Origin of the sequence: Shimia sp. MIT1388 (assembly GCF_047124445.1) — a bacterium.
In the GTDB taxonomy this organism is placed as follows: Bacteria; Pseudomonadota; Alphaproteobacteria; order Rhodobacterales; family Rhodobacteraceae; genus Shimia.
Window position 1 is genome coordinate 572,037 of record NZ_CP138921.1, and the last position, 20,918, is coordinate 592,954.

Sequence of the window (20,918 nt, forward strand, 5' to 3'; positions counted from 1 at the left end):
TGTTTATGCTGCGTCTTCGTCCAGGTCGACGTCTTCAACCATCGCAACGACTTCACGGTCGTCGTAGTGGCCGCAGGAAGCGCAAACGTGGTGCGGGCGCTTCAGCTCGCCACAGTTTGGGCATTCGTTAGGGTTCGCTGCAACCAGGGCGTCGTGTGCACGGCGGTTGTTGCGGCGCGATTTCGATACTTTGTTCTGCTGGACAGCCATGTCGCAACCTTTGATTTACTTGGGGGCCGAAGCCCGGTTTCCTGAGCGTTTGGAGCCTCTACGCGGTATGCGCGCCCGAGTCCAACGCTAAATTCGAATGAGCGCGCGAAAATACTGCGATTTTCGCACAACGCAAGCCCTATTCGTCCTCTTTTGAGCCCAGCTGGTCACGCAGGGCCGCCAAGCCGGCAAAGGGGCGGGCGTCTTCGTCTGTCATGGCCTTTTTTCCAGCCTCCGTAAAGACAGCATCTTTCAATTCTGCCCCTTCTGCGCGAGGAAATTGTGGCAGGTTCAGCGCCAAGGCCTCATGCAGGATCGCGCCGACATCAATATGTGATTCCAGTGGCTCGGCATTTTCGTCCTCTGGCATCTCGATCTCTTCTTCGTCATCGCCCGGCAGATCCGGCATATGGGCTAGAAACCGGCGCTCGACAGGTTCGTCGATGCGGGTGGTCACAGGGTCCAATGTGACAACACAGGGCTGAACAGCTGTGGCGCCGAGTTTGCCAACCAGTTCCCAGTCATTTTTACCATGGGCGCGGATTTCGCCGGTGAAGACCACTTTGCGCAGCGTGGTCAGCTCCAGAGCCTCTGCCAGAGCGGTCAGTTCCTGTGCGTTGGGGCGCAGGTCAAAACTGGTGGGGCGATTCTGTCGGAGGTCGGCCACACGAAACACGGTGGAGGGGGAAGCGCTTGAGGACATGGTACTGACTTTGAATTGAGGGCGGTTGCGTGGCGGGACGCGGTTGTCATCTTGAACCAAGCGCGTTCCTTCTGTAAGCGAGATAGAAGGCAAGACAGGCCAAGACAAGAGGGCAGAGATGAAGACGCGCACCAAAGTGATCAAATATGCGGTCATGGGAGCGGCCATGCTGTCTCTGGCTTCCTGCGCCACCCGCTATCGCAATCATGGCTATGTGCCCACCGAAGAAGAGCTGGCGTCGATCACTCTGGGTGTGGATACACGCGACACGGTTGTGGAGACGTTTGGACCGCCGTCGGCGTCCGGTGTGCTGGATGACAGCGGCTACATCTATGTGCGGTCGCGGATCAAGCATTTTGGCCCGACCCGGCCGGAAGTTGTGGATCGTCAAGTTGTTGTGATTGGCTTTGACACCAAGGGTATCGCCCGCAACATCGAGCATTACGCTTTGGAAGATGGGCAGTTTGTTCCACTGCAACGTCGGATTACGGACAACGGGATCGAGACTGGCGGATTGCTGCGTCAGCTGGGGGCCAATATCGGTAACTTCGGTCCATCGGGTGCGCCGACAGCGACAACCGGCAGCTTCTAATTTGAGCCTGTGACATGGCGGTGTGGTTTGTCATTCGGATGTCACCGCGACTCTGCTAGAGTGCGTGGCATGGTGATGCAGATGGACAAACCACAACGGCAAAAGGGGCGCTACCGCGTGCGTGAGGCGGAGGGCGCGGATGATCTGCGCGCCGCGCAGCGGTTGCGGCATCTGGCGTTTCATGGCGATGAGGGGGCGCTGGATGTGGACGCCTTTGATCCCATCTGTCGCCACTATCTGATCGAAGACAGCGTTTCTGGGAAATTGGTGTGTGTTTTCAGAATGTTACCCCTCAATAACGGGGGCGACATTGACCGGAGTTATTCGGCTCAATTCTATGAGCTTGACGCCCTACGTGGATATCCCGGACGCATGGTTGAGATGGGGCGGTTTTGCATGCATCCAGATGTGCATGATGCCGATGTGCTGCGCGTGGCCTGGGGGGCGATGACCTCCTATGTGGATGAAAACAAAGTTGAATTGCTGTTTGGTTGTGCGTCTTTTGCAGGCACCGATACAAGTTCCTACCTCGACAGCTTTGCCATGTTGCGGGACCGGCATCTGGCGCCGAAACGCTGGTTGCCGCGGGTGAAGGCGCCAAATGTGTTTCGCTTTGCAACGCGGTTGCGGCGCAAGCCCAATCTCAAGGCGGCGCAGTTGAGTATGCCGCCGATGTTGCGCAGCTATTTGTTGATGGGCGGCTGGGTCAGCGACCATGCGGTGGTCGACGCCCAAATGAACACGTTGCACGTGTTTACCGGTGTCGAGGTGAAGGCCATTCCGGCGGCGCGCAAGCGGCTTTTGCGGGCTTTGGCTTGCTAGGGCCACAGGCTGGTTGACGGGGCGGCGTCTGCGGGCTAGGCGCATCTCATGGCACGTATACCCCTTTTGCAGATGAGCGATATTTCCCTGACCTTTGGCGGGGATCCTGTGTTTGATCAGTTGAGCCTTGTGGTGCAACCCGGAGATCGGGTCGCGCTGGTCGGGCGCAACGGCTCCGGCAAATCGACCTTGATGAAAGTGATGGCTGGTCTGGTTGAGCCAGACCGCGGCGACATCGTTGTGCCGCCGGGGGTAAGTGTGGGCTACATGGAGCAAGACCCTGATATGACAGGGTTTGCCACGCTTGGCGACTTTGCCTCTGCGGCTCTGGAACCGGGGGAGATGTATAAGGTTGAACGCGCGGGTGAGGGGCTGAAGTTTGATCCGGCGCGGGCGGTGGAAACCGCATCCGGTGGCGAACGGCGGCGGGCGGCTTTGGCACGGCTGATGGCGGAAGCGCCGGAGTTGATGCTGCTGGACGAGCCAACCAACCACCTGGACATTGAGGCGATTGCCTGGCTGGAAGACGAGTTGAAAGCAACACGCGCCGGCTATGTTTTGATCAGCCACGACCGGGCGTTTCTGCGGGCATTGACCCGTGCAACCCTTTGGATTGACAGGGGAATGGTGCGTCGTCAGGAAAAAGGTTTTGAGGATTTCGAGGCCTGGCGGGACAAGGTTTGGGACGAAGAGGACCTGCAACGCCACAAGATGGATCGCAAGATCAAGGCGGAGGCGCGGTGGGCCGTGGAAGGCATCAGTGCGCGGCGCAAGCGCAACCAGGGTCGTGTGCGGGCGTTGAAAGACCTGCGGGCTGAACGGGCGGCTATGATCAAGCGGCAAGGCTCGGCAGCGATGGAGCTGTCGGCGGGGCCGAAGTCTGGCAAAAAGGTGATTGACGCCAAAGGTTTGTCGAAATCCTACGATGGTAAGAGCATTGTGCGCGACTTCTCTTTGACGGTGCAGCGCGGTGACCGTGTTGCCTTTGTTGGACCCAATGGCGTGGGAAAAACCACCTTGATCAAAATGCTGATGGGGGATGTGGAACCGGACACGGGATCGGTCACGCTGGGCACCAATTTATTGCCCGCCGTTTTCGATCAGGCGCGGGCCAAGCTGGACCCGGATATGACGCTTTGGGACAGCCTTACAGGTGACCCGGAGATGCGGGTGTCGGGTAAGGCTGATCAGGTGATGGTGCGGGGGAATCCCAAGCATGTCGTTGGATACCTTAAAGAATTCCTGTTTGATGATCGTCAGGCACGAGCGCCGGTTCGGTCTTTGTCCGGTGGTGAGAAGGCGCGGTTGTTGTTGGCGAAACTGATGGCCAAGGAGAGCAATCTTCTGGTCATGGACGAACCAACCAACGATCTGGATGTTGAGACCCTCGATCTTCTGCAAGAACTGTTAGATGACTATGATGGCACCGTACTGTTGGTGAGCCACGACCGGGACTTTCTCGATCGGGTGGCCACCACAACCATTGCCATGGAAGGCAATGGGCAGGCGGTGACCTATGCCGGGGGATGGTCTGATTATCGGGCGCAGCGGCAAGAGGATGCGCCGAAAAAGGCAGATAAATCAAAACCCAAGGCTGAGAAAGTGAAGGCGGAGAAAGCCGCGCCTGCCTCCGGTTTGAGCTTCACCGAGAAGCACCGTTTGGAGGCATTGCCGGGGATCATGGAACGGCTTGAGGCGGAGATTGCCAAGCTGGAAGAGTTCATGGCGGATCCGGAGTTATTCACCAAGGAACCGGTGAAATTCCAGAAAGCCACTGAGGCTTTGGTGGAGCGTCAGACGGCGTTGCAGGACGCGGAGGAAGAGTGGCTGTTGCTGGAAGAAAAGGCCGAAAGCAACGGCTGATATTGACGTCGGTATCCTGTCGGTATTGCGACTGTTTCGCGACTGTCCACGGTTTTTGAATATGTTGCGGCGTCACGGCGCCGCAACATTTGGTTTACCAATCAGGCGTCGGCGTGCGTCGCAGGCATGGCGGCCTGATCCTGCAAAAGCACCACCACGCGGTTCGCCATCAGATGCCGGTTGTGATCGTAATCCCGCCCGTTGGAGCAGGCGGCCAAAGCCTCCAGCTCGTGCATCTTATGCAACGCGGGCGTGTCGTTGAGTGCGAGCGTGCAATAGGGGCTGGGTTTGGTGAACTTCGGCAAGGTGAGCAGGACCGAGAGGTCGGCAACCTGGCTGCCGGAGATGTCGAGCTGTTCCAGATAGGGCAACGAGCGCAGGGGATAGAGGTCGTTAACCGCGGTGCCGATACAACTCAGGCTCTTCAGCGCTCGGCAGCGTTGCAGGCCATTGAGGGAGGCCAGGCCGGTGCCGGAGAGGCTGAGGGTTTGCAGGTTGGGCAGTTCAGGCCAAGGGGCGCGCATCGGGTGGTCCGCTGCGTCGTCCAAGCTGAGATGCAGCGTGCGCAGCGTGTCGCAGTATTCCAGCGGGCCAAGATCCAGATCGGGATCAGCGGTTTGCAGCAGGAGGTAGGCAAGCTTGTTCAGCGAGGCGACCGGCGCGACGTCACAATGGGACACTGAACTAAGCGATAGGTGGTTCAGCTCCGATAGCGGCGTGACAAAGCCGAGGTCGGTGATCTGGCCAAGAGACTGGATGGTCAAGTTTTCCAGGCTGGTGGCTTGAGACAGCGCGTCAAATCGCGTGGCGGGGGTGTTCCAGAGTGACAGGGTTGTGAGCGCCGGCAGTGTGCTCAGCGCGGACAGATCGGTGGTGTCCGCGCCAAAGAGGTCCAGCGTTTCCAGCGGCTGCAGGTTGGCGAGGGGGGCGATGTCGACCTTGCCGTCACAGCGCAGGGACAGCGTGGTGAGAGCGGTGGCCTGTGCCAGCGGAGACAGCGATTGACCTTTGGCGATGCGGGTTTTGAGGTCTGTCAGCTTTGGGCTTTGGGTCAGCGCGGGGAGCGTGTCACAAAGGGCCAGCAGGTCGGCCTGCTCCAGACTGGGCATGGACCCGAGGTGCACCGGCTTTCCGGGATGGGAAATTTTGAGCCGCTGCAAGTTTGGCAAGTCGGGCAGGGTCACATCGATGTCAGACGGCAGTGACAATTTGAGCTCTGTCAGGGCTGGCAGGTCCGTCAACGGCGACAGATCCGTGACCGGCGAGGCGGTGATTTCCAGCGCTTCCAAGTTGGGCAGGCCGCGCAGCGCAGCGATATTGGTGATGGGGGTGTGGCGGATGCAGAGTTTGCGCAGGTGGGGCGAAAGCTCGGAAATTTCCGGCAGTAAGCGGCCGTTGTCACCGGAAATAACCATCTGACGGGCGCGGGCTTCTTTGTGGCGCTCAAGGCTCCAGAAGAAGAAGGCGGCGGGATCTGCCGGGGTGCCGGTTGGGGTTGGGCCGGCTTTGCGACGGGCCCGCACTTGCGGACGCATGCGTTGTTTGAGGCTCTGTTTGGCCACGGTGAGGAAGGATTGGATTTTTAAACTGGTCAGCACGTGAAAACTCATCAACGGCGCCTGAGAGTGGGATGGCGCGGGGGAAAAAAGAAGTCAGGAGCGTTAGTGGAGGTTCAGTCTACTGCGGAACCGCCTTCGGACAACTCACTTTTTGGTAAATTTGGGTGGTTTTTTGGGGCAGGTGTTCTGTCCCAAAGGCGTAACGCTCTGCACCTCCGTATAAAACAAGGACGCCCGCCTGTTGCGAGACAGGCGAGCGTCGTGAATTTTTGAGTTTTTGGCTGCGCAGGTTTTAGGCAGGCGCTGGCTTTGGCAGGTCCGGGGTGGGCGTCAAATGACGCGCCATCACAAAGCTGAGGCACAGACCGGGCAGGAGCGCGGCCAAAGCCATGGCGATGCCAAAGTGGTCGGCAAGCAGGCCAATGACGGGCGGGGCCACCACATTGGTGCCCACAGCCATGATCGACAGGAAGGCGATGTTGTCCGCGTCGTGCTCATCTTCCAGCGCCGCTGCCGCGGACACCGCCAGCGGAAAGCCCACCGACAGGCCGAGGCCAATGCAGGCAAAACCGACAAAGGCCACCATTGGCGGGAAGGGCGCGACCAAGATGAGCAGGCCGACAATGGCGAGGCCGACGTTCATGCGGGCAAGGTTGGTGCTGCCCATACGGACCTTCAGGAAATCGCCTATGAAGCGGCCAAAGGCGACAAAGGCGGAGAACACGGTGATGGCGAGGCCTGCGGTGCTGCTGCCTTCGGGCAGGCGTTCGGCCATATAGACCGCGCCCCAGTTGGCCATCGCGCCTTCGGACATGGTGACGGAGACCACAAAGAGCACAATCAGGAACAGGGTGGTCGGGTAGTCCCGCAGCTTGCGGCGTTTGGTTTTGGTCGGGGCGTCGGCGGATTGTGGGCGCAGGTTGGGCAGCGGGCGCGCCAGCCACAGTGCCAAGAGCGTCGTGGAGCCTGCCAGAGCAAACATGGTAAGCGCCGGAGACAGGAATTCGGTGGGCATGGAGGCCAGGAAGGAGGCAGCGGTCATGCCAAGCGCCCAGAAGCCGTGGCAGCGGTTCATCACGGATTTCTTCGCCGCTTTCTCAAACTGGCCTGCATAGACGTTGAGCGCCACGTTCAAGAAAGTGACGGTGGCGCCAAAGACCAGCAGCGCCAGAAACAGCGTGATGTGATCCACGGCAAACAGCGGCAGAACCACGGTGACGGCCTGGACCGGGAAGAAGGCGAGGAACACCTTGGGCGCGCCATGCCGGGCAACGATCTTGGCAGCGAACTTGGAGAAGAACACAAAGGCCATCGGCAGGCCTAGCAGCGACAGCGCGAGCTGGGCGTTGGTGAGGTCCAGTTTGGTTTGCACAAAGGGGATCTGTGGCAGCCAGCTTCCGAGCGCGAAAGGATGCAGGAAAAACAGCGCCATAATGAGGCGCACGGTCCCCGGGGACAGTGTGGGTGTCATGAGAATAGGTCCTGTTGGCGGATATGGCGCCAGCTAGACCCAAAGTTGCGCAGGGAACAAGGTATCTGCGTGTATTTTTCTGTGAAAAACAGCTTAAAGATGTTTTGGGGTGAATTGTGCTCTACCCTGTCAGAAAATTGGTTGGGTTTTTTGAGGGCAATTCTTGCGGCCCCACCCAAAGAGCGGGCAGATTCGGGGGGATTGCTGCGGCGCTGGCCGGGCACGGCTTGGTCACTGGCTGGGTTTAGCCGCTGGTCGGAAAGATCTTTCTGAAGTTACTGTCAAAATAGTCCCAGGTGTAGACCGCTTTGTTGCCCGCATAACCCTCGTAGTAGGATTTGCCGGTCGCGGTGGGCAGGCCCGCCCAGATCTTTGCGAGATTGAGCATGAAGGTCGCGCGCGACATCTCGGCGGATTGGAAATCGCTGAGCCCGGCCTCTTCCAGCAACTGGTGGGCCAGTTGGTCTTGGATTTCCGGGCTGAACAGCTTGTCGTGTGGCACGTCCTGATGGCGCACGAGGCGGCGTAGGGTGGCGGGGATGAACTGATAGCGGCCAATCGCATGGGGCTGTCCCGGGGTGTTGTCGATCCACTGATAGATCTCGGCGATGGTCATTTTGGTGGGCGGGGCGGACGGCTTGATCCGGGCGCCATATTGCACGGCGTCATAGCCAGCCTTGCCCGCTTCCGCGCCTGCAATCAGGGTCATCAACTGCTTGGCCGCAGTCGGCAGAACCTGCCTCAACACCGGCGCAAAGAGACCGCCGGTGGCACGGCCGCGGAACAGGCTGGCCGCGCCGGGGCGCAAGGCCAGTGCGCCGCGGCTGGTATCGGCGTCCGTCGGTTGCGCGAGGGCAGGCTGTTGTGGGGTGCGGGACGGCGTGTCGTTGAAAGAGGCGCGCTGCGCAAAGAAACCGTTCTGGATCAGGGAGACGCTATTGGCCTGCGCTTGGGTCGCCATGAGGCTGACGGTGAGAAGCGTTAGACGCAAAGAGGAGGCAATCGACATAGGAACCGGCTTTCTGCTGGCGAGGTGTTTCACGCGGACTATGCAGAAAGAGGCTTGATAAAGCGTTTACTGGGGGAGGGATTGGGGATGGGGAGCGCGGGCTGTGATGCGGGACTGAGGCTCGAGGGAAGGAATTGGAGGCGGCGGTGTTGATGTCGGCTCCACAAGACCACTGTAGATTTCAGGAAGTGTAGCGATGGTTTCACATCGTGGAAGTGCTCAGTGCGCAATCGCATTGTGTCCGGCTTTTTGGAATACGGGGAGCGTTGCGGGCATACGGCTCGCATTCAGTAACCATTTCACAGGGAATATGATGATTTTCCATAACCTTTCTAAGGTGTTAGTTGGCGTCTGTCTGGCGGCTGTTGCGGCCAATTCAGCGTGGGCCGAGGACTCCCGTCCCAACATCCTCATTCTTATTGCGGATGATATGGGCTTCTCCGATGTCGGGGCGTTTGGCAGTGAGATCGACACTCCGACCATCGACCGCTTGGCGGCAGAGGGCATGACTTTCACCAATTACCACGTGGGCGCATCATGCTCGCCAACACGGACTATGTTGATCAGCGGGGTGGACAATCATCTTGCTGGTCTTGGCAATATGCTGGAAATTCAGGCTGACAATCAATTTGATCAACCGGGCTATGAGGGGCACCTCAATGACAAGGTTGTGGCTTTGCCGCGCCTTTTGAAGGACGCAGGCTATCACACCTATATGACAGGCAAGTGGCATCTCGGGCATGAGCCTGGAACACTCGCCTACGATCGCGGCTTTGATAAGAGTTTCATGCTTGCGGAAAGTGGTGCTGACAATTGGGTAGAGCAACCTTACGCGCCGTTTTATGAGCGTGTGCATTATTATCAGGACGATAAGCTCACCAGTTTGCCCACAGAAGACTACTACTCTTCTGACTTTTGGACCCAAACGATGATCGATTACATCGATAGCAATATCGATGATGGGAAACCTTTCCTAGCTTGGTTGGGCTATCAGGCGGTGCATTACCCGCATCAGGCGCCCAAGGCGTTTATCGACAAATACGATGGTGTGTATGACGAGGGGTTTGAAGCGCTGCGCGCATCCCGTCTGGAACGTCAGAAAGAAATGGGGCTGGTGTCCCCTGAAATCGAATTGGACGGTGATCTTCTGAAAACAAGCTATGAGCCGTGGCAGATGCCGGATTGGGACTCGTTTTCTGACGAAGAAAAGGCGTTCCGGTCCCGTCAAATGCAGACATACGCTGGCATGCTCGACAATATGGATGGCAACATTGGCAAGCTGTTGACCTATCTGGAAGAAAAAGGTGAGCTGGACAACACGCTGGTGATTTTCCAGTCCGACAATGGACCAGATCCCAACCAGTTGCCCCTGAGCGAGGCCTACCATGATTGGTACAAAGCCAACTACGACAAAGTCTATATGGAAGATTTCAACGGCGATTTCTCGGATATGGGCCAAAAAGGCGTTTATGCCGACTATGGCCCTGGTTGGGCTGCGGCTGCGGCCACTCCGGGCAGCTATTTTAAGACCTTCTCCACTGAGGGTGGCTTGCGTGTGCCTTTGATTGTCCGCTTCCCGGGCGTTGTTGAGGCTGGCAGCCGAGTCGAAAAGTTTGCCTACGTGCGTGATGTCCTACCCACCATTCTGGAGGTGGCCGGCGTTGAAACCCCCGGTCCGGTATACGATGGGCGCGAGATCTATTCTCCAGACGGAATTTCGATGTTGCCGGTTCTGAAGGGCGAAGTTGAAACCGTGCGCACCGAAGAGCATCCGGTGGGGTATGAGTTGGCCGGGTCGTCTGCCGTTTTCAAAGGCCGTTACAAGCTGATGCAGAACCTGCCGCCCAAAGGGGACGGCTCCTGGGAGCTGTTTGACATTGATACCGACCCGTCGGAGTTGAACAACCTTGCGTCGGAGATGCCGGAGTTGGTTGAAGAAATGACGGCGTTTTATGAGCAATGGGCAAAGGACGTTAATCTCGTGCCGGTGCCGGAGGGGTACAACCCGCTGGAACAAACCGTCATCAACGCCAAACGTAACGCTGGCAAACACTGATTTGTTTCAGAAAATCTGAGTTTGGGGTGCCGCCTTTTAGGCGGCACCTTTTTTTGGTGTCAGACAATCCAAAGGGTCGAAATAAAAAGCCCCGACACAACCGTCGGGGCTTTCTAAATCTCTCAAGTGATCCGCTCAGATCAGGCTTTGAACAGGCCTTCGTAGGCAGGTTCCAGCGTCTCGGTTTCAAACAGCGAGCTCACGGACGTGCCGTTGGCGGTGTTCAGGATCGCCTGGGCAAACATCGGGGCGGTGGGCACGATGCGGATGTTGCTGGCGCCTTTCACAGCCTCGGTCGGCTCGATGCTGTCGGTGATGACCAGCGACTTCATCACCGAGTTGGTGATGCGCTCAATCGCCGGGCCGGACAGAACGCCGTGGGAGATGTAGCTGTGCACCTCGGTGGCGCCGTGCTCGATCAGGACTTCGGCGGCTTTGCAGAGCGTGCCGGCGGTGTCGCAGATGTCGTCCACGATGATACATTTTTTGCCTTTGACGTCGCCGATCACGGTCATCTCGGCAATCTCGCCCGGCTTCTCGCGGCGTTTGTCCACGATGGCCAGTGGCGCGTTGATGCGTTTTGCCAGCTCGCGCGCGCGGGCCACGCCGCCCACGTCCGGGGAGATGATCATCACGTCCTCAAGCTGGCCTTTGAACTGCGCCATGATGTCGAGCGCAAACACTGGCGAGGCGTAGAGGTTGTCGACCGGAATGTCGAAGAAGCCCTGAATTTGTGCGGCGTGCAGATCCATGGTGAGGATGCGCTCGATGCCAGCCTCAACCATCATGTTGGCGACCAGCTTCGCAGTAATGGGTGTGCGGGCCTTGGTGCGGCGGTCCTGACGGGCATAGCCGAAGTAGGGGATCACAGCGGTGATGCGGCTGGCGGAGGAGCGGCGCAGGGCGTCGGCCATGACCAGCAGTTCCATCAGGTTGTCGTTCGCCGGGTTGGAGGTCGACTGGATGATGAACATGTCTTCGCCGCGCACGTTGTCGTACACTTCGACAAAGATTTCGGCGTCGTTGAAGCGCTCTACACGGGCGTCGATCAGATTGACGTTGCTGCCCCGGTGCATCGACATCCGCCGCGCGATGGCGCTGGCAAGCGGTTTGTTGGCGTTGCCAGTGATCAGTTTGGGTTCAAGAATGGTGGCCATAGCGCGGTAATCCCCAGGTGGCTTTGGTGACAGATTCGTGACGTTGCGCTTGCCTTAACATGGCCCTAACGTCTCGCAAAGCAAAGCGCGCCATCAGGGAGGCAGAAATGGCCACGATCACCTATTATTTCTCGACAATTTCTCCGTATACCTATCTCGCAGGCACCCGTTTGGAGGCGATTGCGGCCAAACACGGGGCCGAGATTGTCTATAAACCACTTGATATTGTTGCGCTGTTTGGCCGCACGGGGGGCACGCCACCCAAAGAACGTCACGTCAGCCGTCAGGAATACCGGGCGCAGGAATTGGTGCGGCAGGCTAAGAAGCTGGGCATGGAGTTCAATCTGCAACCGGCGCATTGGCCGACCAATATGGCGCCATCCTCTTATGCTTTTATCGCAGCGGCCAATGCCGGAGGTGGCGATCTGGGTGCTTTGGCGCATGGGTTCACACGGGCGTGCTGGGCTGAGGAGAAGGACATTGCGCAGGATGAGGTGATCCGCGCTTGTCTGATTGAGGCCGGGTTTGACCCGGCGCTGGCGGACAGCGGTTTGCTGGTGGGGGCGGAGACCTATGCCCGCAACCTGGATGAAGCGGTGGAAGCGGGGGCCTTTGGCGCGCCGTTTTACGTGACCGACGATGGGGCGCGGTTCTGGGGGCAGGACCGGTTGGACGATTTGGACGCGCATTTGGCGGGTGAGTTGTAAGGACACTTTAAGGACCATGGCATTGGATAGCAGAAAGACGCCTGACATGCATTGGCGCGTGTTGGGGCAGGGGGCGCGCGCGGCTTTGGCGCTGCATTGCAATCTGGGGCACTCAGGCGCCTTTCGCGGCATCGGCGCGGTGCTGGACGATCTGTTGACGATTGAGGCGCCGGACATGCCGGGCCATGGGCGCAGTGCAGGCTATGTGCCGGGTACATTGACCGGTCAGACCATGCTTGATGCCATTCTGGCGCGGCTGGACGGGCCGGTGGATGTGATTGGGCATTCTTATGGCGGTCTATTGGGACTGCGGCTGGCGATTGAGCGGCCGGATTTGGTGCGGTCTTTGTCGTTGTTTGAGCCGGTGACGATGTTGGCGGCCAAAGAGGCTGCACCGGAGGCCGTGACCAAGAACGATGCGCATATGGGGCAGGTGTTTGCCTTAAACGACGCTGGCGATCCCGAGGCGGCGGTGCGTATGTTTGTGGAGGAATGGGGCGATGGCACGCCGTGGGAGGCGTTGCCGGAAGAGACCCGCGCGACCTTCACGCGGCAGGTGCCGTTTGTGGTGGCCTCTCAGCAGGATGTGCTGGAAGATGTAGGTAGCATCATGCCGCGCCTTGGCGAGATTGCCGTGCCGGTGGTGGTGATGGACGGCGCGGAGAGCCCTGCGATTATGAAGCCGGTCTGTGATGGGGTTGCCAGTGCGGTGCAGAACGGGCGGCGGGTGACCGTTGCGGGTGCCGGGCATATGGGCGCGATCACCCATGCGGATGCTGTGGCGGCTGAGGTGCGGAAGACCGTGATGTCTCTGGGCTGAGGTTGGGCTCAGCCTTTTAAGCCATTTGGAACGAGTTCGGCTTTGGTCCAATGTACGTCACTTTGGACGTGGCCTTCTCGGACATATTTGCCCATATGCGTTGGCATTTGGCTTTCGAGAAAGGCTGCGGTTGTGCGTACCACAAAGCCTTCCTGTGTTTTGAGGTTTAAGCCTTTTGCCGTCTCTTCAAAAAGGTTTGCCTTGAAGGGACCGCGATACAGGGTTTTCACGGGTTGTACACCCAACTGAGAGAACCGATCGAGCGTGTCGTCCCAGCTCTGGACCTTGTCATCAAAGATGAGCGCAAAACCAAGGAAGTATGACGGCAAATCGGTGTAGGCCACGGAGTGTCGCGCGAACAGGTTTTCGCCAACAATGCGTTCGTTTGGTGCCAAAGCGTAGGAAATGCCCGAAGCGAAAGCCTTAAGCCAATCTCGCGAGGGATGGTATTTGCTGTCGGGGCTCCGCGCGTGGGTGCCGTGCTGGTGGATGGTTGTGTTTTCGCCGTCCATTTTTTCGGTTATCACGAGATCAGAGACTTCCAATGTCGCCTGTGAGGACATGATTTTGTCATCGTTGGTCGCACCGGGCGAGATTGGAATGTGATATGTTCGTCCGTACTTTCGCATAAGTTGAGATGTGGCAGGTTGAGCGGTTCTGGGTCAAGGCAGCGTCGGCCAATTGATTGGCTTTGATAAACACCGTGGTCAACAGGACACCCGTACACGAAACGAGAGGCCGCAAGCGAAGTGCTGGCGCTTTGTCGGAGACAGGCCTTCAGTTTGACGGAGCCGCTTCACCTCTCGCGCGCTCGCTACGCAAGCCCTTGCCGGTCAGTGGCGCAGCATTTGCATTGGAAAAGGCGTTCATAAATACCTTGTTGTTTGTGACAGCGACTGGCTACCTTGGGTTGCGTTTAACTCAGTCGGAAGCCGTAATGCTTAAGTGGTTCTTTTGTGCTTTTGTCGCTCTGACATCAGTCGTTTTTGTCTGGGCCACTGTGCCGCGCGTTTGGAACCCGTCTCCAGAGACACAAACCGAGCACAGTTTTGCGGATTTCGACACCTCCCAAATAGAGGCGCTTTGGCCTGCTCCGGGGCCGGATGATCGCAAGCGGGCGCGTATGGTTTTGTACAAAGGTGATGTCATTTTTGCCGATGGGCCGACTGATCTGATCATGAATACCCACTCGATGCGCAAATCCGTCATGAGCCTGATGTGTGGCATTGCGGTGGATAAGGGGCTGATTGATCTTGACAAAACGCTGGCTGAGTTAGGCATCGATGAGAATATCCCCCTCACGGCGCAGGAAAAAACGGCGACCATCCGGGATTTGTTGATGTTCCGGTCTGGAGTGTTTTTACCTGCCGCCGGGGAACATGACGCGCAGATCACGGATCGGCCGCAGCGGGACAGCTATGAACCCGGCGCGTACTTCTTTGCCAATAATTTTGATGCCAATGCGCTTGGCACAATCTTTGTGCAGGAAACCGGCTATGAGATTGGCGCGTTTATGGAAGAGTTTTTGGCAAAGCCCTTGGGGATGCAGGATTTTCAGGCTGAGAACGTGATTATGGGCGACCCGTGGTTTATGCCCAGCACGGACACGCGACACCCGCACTACCACACCTATATGAGCGCACGGGATTTTGCGCGGGTTGGCATGATGGTGGCACAAGGGGGCGTGTGGCGGGGGCAGCAGGTTGTGCCGGAAAGTTGGATTGCGCTCTCAACCGCGCCGCACAGTGATCTGCGCGACAATCATATTGGATATGGGCAATACAGCCATGCCGGGTATCTTTGGTGGCTAAAGGACGCGGATGGCACGATTTGGACCGACGGCTACGGCGAGCACTTTATGATGATTGATGCGGCGCGGGATCTGGTGCTGATCGAGCGGAATTATACCGGCAACTCGTATCTGAGCACCGGGCTTTGGATGTTTGTGTACGGCAGCCGCTCGCAATCCCTGCATGGGATGCGCGCGGCTTATGAATGGTTGGTGCAAGAAGGGCTTTGATTGCGCCCTAGGCGCCCGACAGGATCATATCCCGCACTTTCACAGCCTTCTCAAAGTGATCCAGCTCATGGGTTTGGATCCACCATGTGGCGGCTTCCATCAGCAGTTCGGGGTTGTCGTTCTTGTTGGCAAAGAAGGCATAGAAGGACAGGCCGACGGTTTCGCCTTTCTTGGCGATTTTGTCGTTGCATATCTGAACTGCTTTGGTGCGCAGGCTGTCTCGCATCGCGTTATTTCCCTGCTGCCAGATCGAGGAACTGGTCGATCATCTCTTTGCTGAGCGACCAGTCGCAGACCAAACGCGCGGTGACCATCTCGGCATCGTCGCCATCCAGCGTGCCGTCCCAGAGGTGGTAGGCGGCGCCGGCGTCCAGCAGGCGTTTGTGGGTGGCGCGGGGCAGGGCGACAAACAACATGTTGGCCTGTGACGGGTATTTGAAGGTGGCGCCAAGCGCGCGCAACCCGCCCGCGAGATGGGCGGCGTTGGCGTTGGCTTTGGTGGCGGCTTCGATCCAGACGTCGTCTTGCAGGTAGCCAAGCATTTGCGCGGAGAGGTAGCGGTGTTTGGAGAACAGGTGGCCGCCGCGTTTACGGCGCAGTTCAAATTCCCAGGCATGTTTGGGATCAAAGAAGATCACCGCTTCGACACCCATGCAGCCATTTTTAGTCCCGCCGAAGCTGACCGCGTCGACACCGGCTTTCCAGGTCATTTCGGCAGGCGTGCAGCCCAAGGCGACCATGGCGTTGGTGAAGCGCGCGCCGTCCAGATGCACCGGCAAGTCGTAGGATTTGGCGACATCACAGAGGGCGGTGAGCTCGGCCAATGTGTAGACCGTGCCGTACTCGGTGACCTGCGTGATCGAGACAGGGCCGCGTTGCGGGCCGTGTACGCCGCGGGTTTCTTCGCCTTCGATGGCGGCGCGCAGGCTGTCTGGTGTCATCTTGTCGACGTCTTTGTCCGCCGCCAATGTGAGCTTGGCGCCGCCGGTGTAAAATTCAGGTGCGTTGCACTCGTCTTTGTGGATGTGGGCCACCTCAGAGCAGAAGATGGTTTGCCAAGGATCACAAAGGGTTGCGAGCGCCAGTGAGTTTGCGGTGGTGCCGGTGGAGACCAGATAGACCGCGGCCTCTGGGGCCTCAAAAATTTCGCGGATTTTGGCGGTGACCTGTGCCATTTCGACGTCGTCGCCATAGCCCATGGCGTAGCCTTCGTTGGCTTTGGTGATGGCGGCGAGGACCTCGGGCAGTGCGGCGCCGGAGTTGTCAGAGGCAAAATGCATTAGGAGGGCTCCTCGATGATAAAGTCTTCCCACTGCTCCAGCGGGGTATCGAATTCGGACACGGTTTGATGTTGAACCGAGACGCCTGCGTCATGCACGGTGTCCGGTGTGCCGGAGATCAGCGGGTGCCAGTCGTAGAGTGGCTTGCCTTCCCAGATCAGGCGGTAGGCGCAGGTTTGCGGCAGCCAGTAGGCGTGCTCATCGATGTTCTTGGGCGTCATAACGATGCATTCCGGCACAAACTGGTGGCGGATGTCGTATTGCGTGCAGCGGCAGGTGTCGTCGTCCAGCAGGCGGCAGGCGACGCGGGTCAGGGCGACCTCGCCGGTGTCTTCGTCCTCAAGCTTGTTGAGGCAGCATTTGCCACAGCCATCACAAAGCGCTTCCCACTCTTTGTCGTTGAGCGAGGTGAGCGGTTTCTTTTCCCAGAAACGTTTGGCAAGGCCGTGGCGTGCGATGGGATCGCTGGGGGCTTTCAGAAATGGCGGGCGGGTCATAAGGCGCTCAGGATTTGGCGGGCTTGGTCGCAGTCGGCACCCATTTGGGTGATCAGCGCCTCAAGGTTGTCGAATTTGAGTTCCGGGCGCAGGTAGTCCACGAGGCCAACGGACAGCGTGTGGCCGTAGAGATCGCCTGAAAAATCAAAGAGATAGGTCTCGATGTTGGCTTTGTTTTCGCCAAACATTGGGCGGGTGCCAATGGAGGCGGCGCCATGATAGCTGCCCTGATGTGGGCCATCGAGCACGTCGACCAACACGGCGTAGACGCCGTATTTGGGCTGGTGCAGATCGTCGATGGACATGTTGGCGGTTGGGAAGCCAAGCTCGCGGCCCCGTTGTTCGCCGCCAATCACCGGGCCGTCGATGCGGTGCCAGTGGCCCAGCATGTTGGCTGCATCGCGCGGGCGGCCGTCGGTGAGAGCCTGACGGATGGACGTGGAGGACACCTGACCGTCGCCGCCTTGCACCAGCAGCGCGATGGTGACGCCAAAGCCGTAGGTTTCGCCAAAGGCGACAAGGTCCTCGGCGGTGCCTTTGCGGCCTTTGCCAAAACAGAAATCGGCGCCAACTACCACATGGGCGAGGCCGAGGCCTTCGGCGATCACGTCGCGGGCAAATTCTTCTGGCGTGAGGCTGGACAGTGCGGTGTTGAACGGCAGCTCATAGAGCTTGTCGACGCCGAGCTTCTCCAAACGGTGTGCGCGGGTTTCAGCGCTGGCCAAGCGGAACGGTGGGGCGTCAGGCGCGAAGTACTCACGCGGGTGCGGTTCAAACGTCATGATGCCCAAAGGCGCGTCTGGCGCAGCTTTGCGGGCGAGGTCGATCACCGATTGGTGACCCAAATGCACGCCGTCAAAATTGCCAATCGCGACGCTGGCGCCGCGATCTTGAGGGGTCACAAACTGATAGTCGCGAATGATCTGCATGTGGCAGGGTTAGCCCCTTGATGCGCAAGGTGCAAGAGAGGACGCGACGGCGGTGTGTGGGGCATGGGGGTGACAGGAGGGGCCAGCCCCTCCGGCCCGCATTGGCGGGCCTCCTCCCCGAGATATTTTGGAAGGAGAAAACGGTTGGAGTTAGTCCAGCTTGCGCGACGGCGCGAGCACGGTGGCTTCGCCGGCGAGAACTTTCTTGCCCTCCACCATGCAGGCGCAATCGAGTTTCACGCGGCGTTTGCCCATGTCGATGTCGGTTACGGTCACAGAGGCCACCACGGTGTCGTCGGGGCGCACCGGCGCAAGGAATTTCAGCGACTGGCCCATGTAGATGGTGCCATGGCCAGGCAGTTGCTCGCCAATCACTGCGGAGATCAAACCGGCGGTGAGCATGCCGTGGGCGATGCGGCCGCCAAACATGGTGTCTTGGGCATACTCTTCGTCCAGGTGCACCGGGTTGTGGTCGGTGGACACGGCGGCAAACATCTCGATGTCCTGATCGGTCACGGTTTTGCGCACGTAGCGGGTCATACCGATTTCGAGGTCTTCGATAAAGATTGTGCCGCGGGGCAGGTTGTCCAACATTTGGCCCTCCGATTTTCTGGATTGGCTGTGCAACTTAATAACGCTGATTGCGCTAGCTTCGTAATTTTATTACTTCGCAGTCGCAGAAAAATCAAGCGTTTTTGTGTTAACGCAGTTTGCCAATCGCAAATTGTGGGGTGACCTGCTGTTCTGCGAGGTAATTCGTTAACGCGGCTTCATCTGGTTGGTGGGCGGTTTTGGTCTCCGCTGCGGCGAGGCCGCCGGTGATAAAGAGCGAATCGATGTTTTCGCCCATGGCGCCGGAGATGTCGGTGTGGGGGCCGTCGCCGATGGCGAGGATGTCCTCGTCCGCGATGGTCACGCCAAGGGCTGCGAGGCGGCGGCGGGCGAGGTCGTAGATCGGCGGGTGAGGTTTGCCGAAGTACAGGCTTTCGCCGCCCATTTCGGTGTAGAGTTTGGCCAGCGCCCCTGCGCACCACTCACGCACCTCTCCGCGATCCACCACGATGTCGGGGTTGGCGCACAGGAGCTTCATGCCTTTGGTTTTGGCATAGAGAAAGTCGGCGCGGTTCACGTCCGGGTCCGCCATGGTGTCAAAGGGGCCGCAGCAGACAACGCCTTCGGCCTCAGACAGCGGTACCCGTTGAATGTCGACAGGGTTGTCAAGGATTTCAAGTGGTTGGAAGAAGCCTGCGTCGCGTTGCCATTCGCCCATGAAGTAGACCTTTTCGCCTACGGCACCATTGAACATGGCCGAGCGTGCGCTGTCCCCAGAGGTGGCGATGGTGTCATAGGCATCATCGGGCACGCCAAAGGAGCCAAGCTGTTCCGCCACACCGGCGCGGGGTTTGGGAGAGTTGGTGACCAGCACTACAATGCCGCCTTGGGCGCGGTAGGCTTGCAGGGCGGCGACGGCCTCTGGGTAGGCGGTGACGCCGTTGTGCACACAGCCCCAGAGGTCGACAAACAGCGCTTTGTAATTGTCGGAAATCTCGGCGAGTGAGGAAACGATCTGGGTCATGGGGCAGTCCTGCGCGTGAAGTGTTGCGCAAGGTATGGCAGGGGCATTTCCAGAGTGCCAGCGATTCCGGTGGGCGATGTGCTGCGGCGCAGCAGTTAACGGCCAAAACTCACGTCGGTATCTTGTCGGTATCGCGACTGTTTTGCGGAGGTGGGGACTTTTGCTGCGTTGCAGAAATTAACCTTTGGAGCGGTTCATCAGTTTGCGCAGAGCGCCCACGATGCTGCGGAAAGGTTCGACGCGGTCATAGAATCTCAGGTCGTGAATGTCAGTGCGCGAGCTGCGCTGCCCCGCAAGACAGGGCGTGGCGAGGCGGAAGGTGGTGCCGGGCACAATGGTGCGGACCATGTTGAACGCGCCGTCAAAGAACATCGAGCCGCCTTCGGGATGGCCGGAAGGGCGGGACCGCACCAGTTCGAGGTAGTCATGGAAAGCGCGGATGCTGTCACCCTGGATGGCCCAGAATTGCGTGCCACGGGTGCCGCCGGTCCATTCGCTGAGGCCAACGGTGTCGGTTGGCGGGGTTTCGGGTTCCAGATAGCCAAGCGCGGCGATCGACCAATCTGTGGTTTTCAGATCTGAGAGCACTTTGGCAACCGTGGTGTCTGGCAGATCGTTCAGCTCAAGATCGTCTTCGCAGATCAGGATGCGCTCAAAGCCTTTGTCCAAAGCATCCGCGAGCACGCGGGTTTGCGAGAGGAAGTTGCCGAGTGAGCCAATCGAGGGGAACTCGCCTTTCTCCGTCGGGCGGGAGGCCTCAAAGAAAGTGATGTGCTCATTGGGGATAGACACACCCACGCGGGCGAAGTCGGCAATGGTCTCGCGGCGGCGGTCGTCCCGATAGGGCAGGTTCACGATGTAGACGTGGTCAAAGTGGTCAAACAGATCGGGAAAGCTCATTTGGGTGTCCGCGTTGGAGATGTTTTGCCTGCTCCTAAAGGCACTTGGCGGCGGAAGTTTGTCAACAGCGCGGTGGTTTTGCGCTTAGGCCTGCGCGTTGGGCAGGAGGAGCGTGGGGCGGAAACCGTTGCGTAGGGCGATGCGTGTAGGGGGGGGGGTGAGCACGGGAAATATGCCTTCTGGGCGCTTGAGGGGAGCGGCGTAGCCTTCTGGTGTAAACGGCAGAGCCATGTCTTCCAGGAGAAGCGCGGGGCCGGTGTCCGTCAGGATGAAGGTGGTGTCGGGCAGGTCGGCTATGTCTTCGAGGGGCCGGTTTTGCCCGTAGATGCGTGGGACGGCGCGGGCCGCGTGAAGTTTGTCGTCAAAAGCCGGGGCGCTGCCAGCGTGGTCGGCGGCGGCAAAAAAGGCTTTGTGATCGGCGCGGCGACATTCGGCGCAGGGGCGATGTCCGGCAGCTAGCGCGACCGCTTCGTCGTAGAAAAACAGTTCGGTATAGCGGTTGGGCGCCATGAGGTGGCGCTGACGGTTTTTGAAGGACAATACACAGCAGACCCAGGCTTTGTGACGCCAGCGGCGATTAGTCAGTTGGCCGTGCTGATGCGCGGTGTCGTCGTGCAGAATGCCCCGGTTGCCCATGAAGGACCCGCGTGTGGGGTGCGTAAGGATCTGGCCGTCAGGTTGGACACGGTTTTGGCGGGGCATGGTGCTCTCCTTTGTGGAGAGGATAGCAAGGTGCGCAGGGACTGC

22 protein-coding genes are annotated in these 20,918 nt (G+C 58.9%); 7 read left to right on the forward strand and 15 right to left on the reverse strand.

Annotated elements, in window-relative coordinates; genetic code table 11:
* Positions 1 to 3: 3 nt before the first annotated feature.
* Together rpmF and SIB92_RS02775 are read right to left on the reverse strand one after the other, a co-directional pair.
* A complete protein-coding gene (gene rpmF, locus SIB92_RS02770) occupies positions 4 to 210 on the reverse strand; it encodes a 50S ribosomal protein L32 (RefSeq protein WP_058311355.1) in 207 nt (68 codons plus the stop codon).
* 139 nt (positions 211 to 349) lie between these two features.
* Positions 350 to 913, reverse strand: a complete 564-nt coding sequence (locus tag SIB92_RS02775) for a YceD family protein (protein WP_412554383.1) — start codon at positions 911 to 913, stop codon at positions 350 to 352.
* Between the two features lie 118 nt (positions 914 to 1,031).
* On the opposite strand from SIB92_RS02775, the gene SIB92_RS02780 reads away from it, so the two are divergent.
* The 3 genes from SIB92_RS02780 to SIB92_RS02790 all read left to right on the forward strand — a co-directional run bounded on the left by SIB92_RS02780 (position 1,032) and on the right by SIB92_RS02790 (position 4,190).
* A complete protein-coding gene (locus tag SIB92_RS02780) occupies positions 1,032 to 1,505 on the forward strand; it encodes an outer membrane protein assembly factor BamE (RefSeq protein WP_412554384.1) in 474 nt (157 codons plus the stop codon).
* A gap of 81 nt (positions 1,506 to 1,586) precedes the next feature.
* On the forward strand, positions 1,587 to 2,327 hold the full coding sequence (locus SIB92_RS02785) for a GNAT family N-acetyltransferase (RefSeq protein ID WP_412554385.1): 741 nt from the start codon (positions 1,587 to 1,589) through the stop codon (positions 2,325 to 2,327).
* A 48-nt stretch (positions 2,328 to 2,375) separates the two neighbouring features.
* Entirely contained in the window at positions 2,376 to 4,190 is a 1,815-nt protein-coding gene (locus tag SIB92_RS02790) for an ABC-F family ATP-binding cassette domain-containing protein (RefSeq protein ID WP_412554386.1), read from the forward strand.
* A 101-nt stretch (positions 4,191 to 4,291) separates the two neighbouring features.
* Here the strand turns inward: SIB92_RS02790 and SIB92_RS02795 are convergent, their stop codons facing one another.
* The 3 genes from SIB92_RS02795 to SIB92_RS02805 all read right to left on the reverse strand — a co-directional run bounded on the left by SIB92_RS02795 (position 4,292) and on the right by SIB92_RS02805 (position 8,229).
* Positions 4,292 to 5,800, reverse strand: a complete 1,509-nt coding sequence (locus tag SIB92_RS02795; RefSeq protein ID WP_412554387.1) for a leucine-rich repeat domain-containing protein — start codon at positions 5,798 to 5,800, stop codon at positions 4,292 to 4,294.
* 241 nt (positions 5,801 to 6,041) lie between these two features.
* Positions 6,042 to 7,220 carry an MFS transporter gene (locus tag SIB92_RS02800; RefSeq protein ID WP_412554388.1) on the reverse strand — a complete coding sequence of 393 codons (1,179 nt, stop codon included), beginning with the start codon at positions 7,218 to 7,220 and terminating at the stop codon, positions 6,042 to 6,044.
* A gap of 244 nt (positions 7,221 to 7,464) precedes the next feature.
* Positions 7,465 to 8,229 (reverse strand): hypothetical protein, encoded by a 765-nt coding sequence (locus SIB92_RS02805; protein WP_412554389.1) that lies wholly within the window; start codon positions 8,227 to 8,229, stop codon positions 7,465 to 7,467.
* Positions 8,230 to 8,539: 310 nt separating this feature from the next.
* Here SIB92_RS02805 and SIB92_RS02810 point away from each other — a divergent pair, with 310 nt between their 5' ends.
* Complete coding sequence (locus SIB92_RS02810) at positions 8,540 to 10,285, forward strand: sulfatase-like hydrolase/transferase (RefSeq protein ID WP_412554390.1); 1,746 nt, start codon at positions 8,540 to 8,542, stop codon at positions 10,283 to 10,285.
* 140 nt (positions 10,286 to 10,425) lie between these two features.
* On the opposite strand, the gene SIB92_RS02815 is transcribed toward SIB92_RS02810, so the two are convergent.
* Positions 10,426 to 11,442, reverse strand: a complete 1,017-nt coding sequence (locus SIB92_RS02815; protein WP_412554391.1) for a ribose-phosphate pyrophosphokinase — start codon at positions 11,440 to 11,442, stop codon at positions 10,426 to 10,428.
* A gap of 107 nt (positions 11,443 to 11,549) precedes the next feature.
* Between SIB92_RS02815 and SIB92_RS02820 the strand changes: the two genes are divergently transcribed.
* Positions 11,550 to 12,149, forward strand: a complete 600-nt coding sequence (locus SIB92_RS02820) for a 2-hydroxychromene-2-carboxylate isomerase (RefSeq protein WP_412554392.1) — start codon at positions 11,550 to 11,552, stop codon at positions 12,147 to 12,149.
* A gap of 16 nt (positions 12,150 to 12,165) precedes the next feature.
* Positions 12,166 to 12,969, forward strand: coding sequence for an alpha/beta fold hydrolase (locus SIB92_RS02825; protein ID WP_412554393.1), 804 nt, complete (start codon positions 12,166 to 12,168; stop codon positions 12,967 to 12,969).
* Positions 12,970 to 12,977: 8 nt separating this feature from the next.
* Here SIB92_RS02825 and SIB92_RS02830 read toward each other — a convergent pair whose 3' ends face one another.
* Positions 12,978 to 13,598, reverse strand: coding sequence for an RNA ligase family protein (locus SIB92_RS02830; RefSeq protein ID WP_412554394.1), 621 nt, complete (start codon positions 13,596 to 13,598; stop codon positions 12,978 to 12,980).
* A 308-nt stretch (positions 13,599 to 13,906) separates the two neighbouring features.
* Between SIB92_RS02830 and SIB92_RS02835 the strand changes: the two genes are divergently transcribed.
* Complete coding sequence (locus SIB92_RS02835) at positions 13,907 to 14,989, forward strand: serine hydrolase domain-containing protein (RefSeq protein ID WP_412554395.1); 1,083 nt, start codon at positions 13,907 to 13,909, stop codon at positions 14,987 to 14,989.
* Between the two features lie 7 nt (positions 14,990 to 14,996).
* Here SIB92_RS02835 and SIB92_RS02840 read toward each other — a convergent pair whose 3' ends face one another.
* From SIB92_RS02840 to SIB92_RS02875, 8 genes are all read right to left on the reverse strand, one after another.
* Positions 14,997 to 15,215 carry a DUF6500 family protein gene (locus tag SIB92_RS02840; RefSeq protein ID WP_412554396.1) on the reverse strand — a complete coding sequence of 73 codons (219 nt, stop codon included), beginning with the start codon at positions 15,213 to 15,215 and terminating at the stop codon, positions 14,997 to 14,999.
* 4 nt (positions 15,216 to 15,219) lie between these two features.
* Positions 15,220 to 16,269, reverse strand: a complete 1,050-nt coding sequence (locus SIB92_RS02845; protein WP_412554397.1) for a threonine aldolase family protein — start codon at positions 16,267 to 16,269, stop codon at positions 15,220 to 15,222.
* Positions 16,269 to 16,766, reverse strand: coding sequence for a YcgN family cysteine cluster protein (locus tag SIB92_RS02850; protein ID WP_412554398.1), 498 nt, complete (start codon positions 16,764 to 16,766; stop codon positions 16,269 to 16,271). The genes SIB92_RS02845 and SIB92_RS02850 overlap by 1 nt, the downstream gene beginning before the upstream one ends.
* On the reverse strand, positions 16,763 to 17,695 hold the full coding sequence (locus SIB92_RS02855; RefSeq protein ID WP_412554399.1) for a bifunctional riboflavin kinase/FAD synthetase: 933 nt from the start codon (positions 17,693 to 17,695) through the stop codon (positions 16,763 to 16,765). Before SIB92_RS02855 ends, SIB92_RS02850 begins: the two co-directional genes overlap by 4 nt.
* A gap of 150 nt (positions 17,696 to 17,845) precedes the next feature.
* Positions 17,846 to 18,289, reverse strand: a complete 444-nt coding sequence (locus tag SIB92_RS02860; RefSeq protein WP_412554400.1) for a MaoC family dehydratase — start codon at positions 18,287 to 18,289, stop codon at positions 17,846 to 17,848.
* Positions 18,290 to 18,395: 106 nt separating this feature from the next.
* Positions 18,396 to 19,271: a TIGR01459 family HAD-type hydrolase gene (locus SIB92_RS02865; RefSeq protein WP_412554401.1), complete on the reverse strand. Its 876-nt coding sequence runs from the start codon at positions 19,269 to 19,271 to the stop codon at positions 18,396 to 18,398.
* 177 nt (positions 19,272 to 19,448) lie between these two features.
* A complete protein-coding gene (locus SIB92_RS02870; protein ID WP_412554402.1) occupies positions 19,449 to 20,171 on the reverse strand; it encodes a hypothetical protein in 723 nt (240 codons plus the stop codon).
* 84 nt (positions 20,172 to 20,255) lie between these two features.
* On the reverse strand, positions 20,256 to 20,873 hold the full coding sequence (locus SIB92_RS02875; protein WP_412554403.1) for a hypothetical protein: 618 nt from the start codon (positions 20,871 to 20,873) through the stop codon (positions 20,256 to 20,258).
* Positions 20,874 to 20,918: the final 45 nt, after the last annotated feature.

Excerpts from the sequence above, each read along its gene's own strand:
- SIB92_RS02870 (WP_412554402.1), bottom strand. The coding sequence starts at position 20,171 with ATGAGCTTTCCCGATCTGTTTGACCACTTTGACCACGTCTACATCGTG.
- SIB92_RS02790 (WP_412554386.1), top strand. The coding sequence starts at position 2,376 with ATGGCACGTATACCCCTTTTGCAGATGAGCGATATTTCCCTGACCTTT.
- rpmF (WP_058311355.1), bottom strand. The coding sequence starts at position 210 with ATGGCTGTCCAGCAGAACAAAGTATCGAAATCGCGCCGCAACAACCGC.
- SIB92_RS02800 (WP_412554388.1), bottom strand. The coding sequence starts at position 7,220 with ATGACACCCACACTGTCCCCGGGGACCGTGCGCCTCATTATGGCGCTG.
- SIB92_RS02835 (WP_412554395.1), top strand. The coding sequence starts at position 13,907 with ATGCTTAAGTGGTTCTTTTGTGCTTTTGTCGCTCTGACATCAGTCGTT.
- SIB92_RS02860 (WP_412554400.1), bottom strand. The coding sequence starts at position 18,289 with ATGTTGGACAACCTGCCCCGCGGCACAATCTTTATCGAAGACCTCGAA.
- SIB92_RS02865 (WP_412554401.1), bottom strand. The coding sequence starts at position 19,271 with ATGACCCAGATCGTTTCCTCACTCGCCGAGATTTCCGACAATTACAAA.
- SIB92_RS02845 (WP_412554397.1), bottom strand. The coding sequence starts at position 16,269 with ATGCATTTTGCCTCTGACAACTCCGGCGCCGCACTGCCCGAGGTCCTC.
- SIB92_RS02875 (WP_412554403.1), bottom strand. The coding sequence starts at position 20,873 with ATGCCCCGCCAAAACCGTGTCCAACCTGACGGCCAGATCCTTACGCAC.
- SIB92_RS02775 (WP_412554383.1), bottom strand. The coding sequence starts at position 913 with ATGTCCTCAAGCGCTTCCCCCTCCACCGTGTTTCGTGTGGCCGACCTC.
- SIB92_RS02815 (WP_412554391.1), bottom strand. The coding sequence starts at position 11,442 with ATGGCCACCATTCTTGAACCCAAACTGATCACTGGCAACGCCAACAAA.
- SIB92_RS02850 (WP_412554398.1), bottom strand. The coding sequence starts at position 16,766 with ATGACCCGCCCGCCATTTCTGAAAGCCCCCAGCGATCCCATCGCACGC.
- SIB92_RS02820 (WP_412554392.1), top strand. The coding sequence starts at position 11,550 with ATGGCCACGATCACCTATTATTTCTCGACAATTTCTCCGTATACCTAT.
- SIB92_RS02855 (WP_412554399.1), bottom strand. The coding sequence starts at position 17,695 with ATGCAGATCATTCGCGACTATCAGTTTGTGACCCCTCAAGATCGCGGC.
- SIB92_RS02830 (WP_412554394.1), bottom strand. The coding sequence starts at position 13,598 with ATGCGAAAGTACGGACGAACATATCACATTCCAATCTCGCCCGGTGCG.
- SIB92_RS02785 (WP_412554385.1), top strand. The coding sequence starts at position 1,587 with ATGGACAAACCACAACGGCAAAAGGGGCGCTACCGCGTGCGTGAGGCG.
- SIB92_RS02825 (WP_412554393.1), top strand. The coding sequence starts at position 12,166 with ATGGCATTGGATAGCAGAAAGACGCCTGACATGCATTGGCGCGTGTTG.
- SIB92_RS02795 (WP_412554387.1), bottom strand. The coding sequence starts at position 5,800 with ATGAGTTTTCACGTGCTGACCAGTTTAAAAATCCAATCCTTCCTCACC.
- SIB92_RS02805 (WP_412554389.1), bottom strand. The coding sequence starts at position 8,229 with ATGTCGATTGCCTCCTCTTTGCGTCTAACGCTTCTCACCGTCAGCCTC.
- SIB92_RS02780 (WP_412554384.1), top strand. The coding sequence starts at position 1,032 with ATGAAGACGCGCACCAAAGTGATCAAATATGCGGTCATGGGAGCGGCC.
- SIB92_RS02840 (WP_412554396.1), bottom strand. The coding sequence starts at position 15,215 with ATGCGAGACAGCCTGCGCACCAAAGCAGTTCAGATATGCAACGACAAA.
- SIB92_RS02810 (WP_412554390.1), top strand. The coding sequence starts at position 8,540 with ATGATGATTTTCCATAACCTTTCTAAGGTGTTAGTTGGCGTCTGTCTG.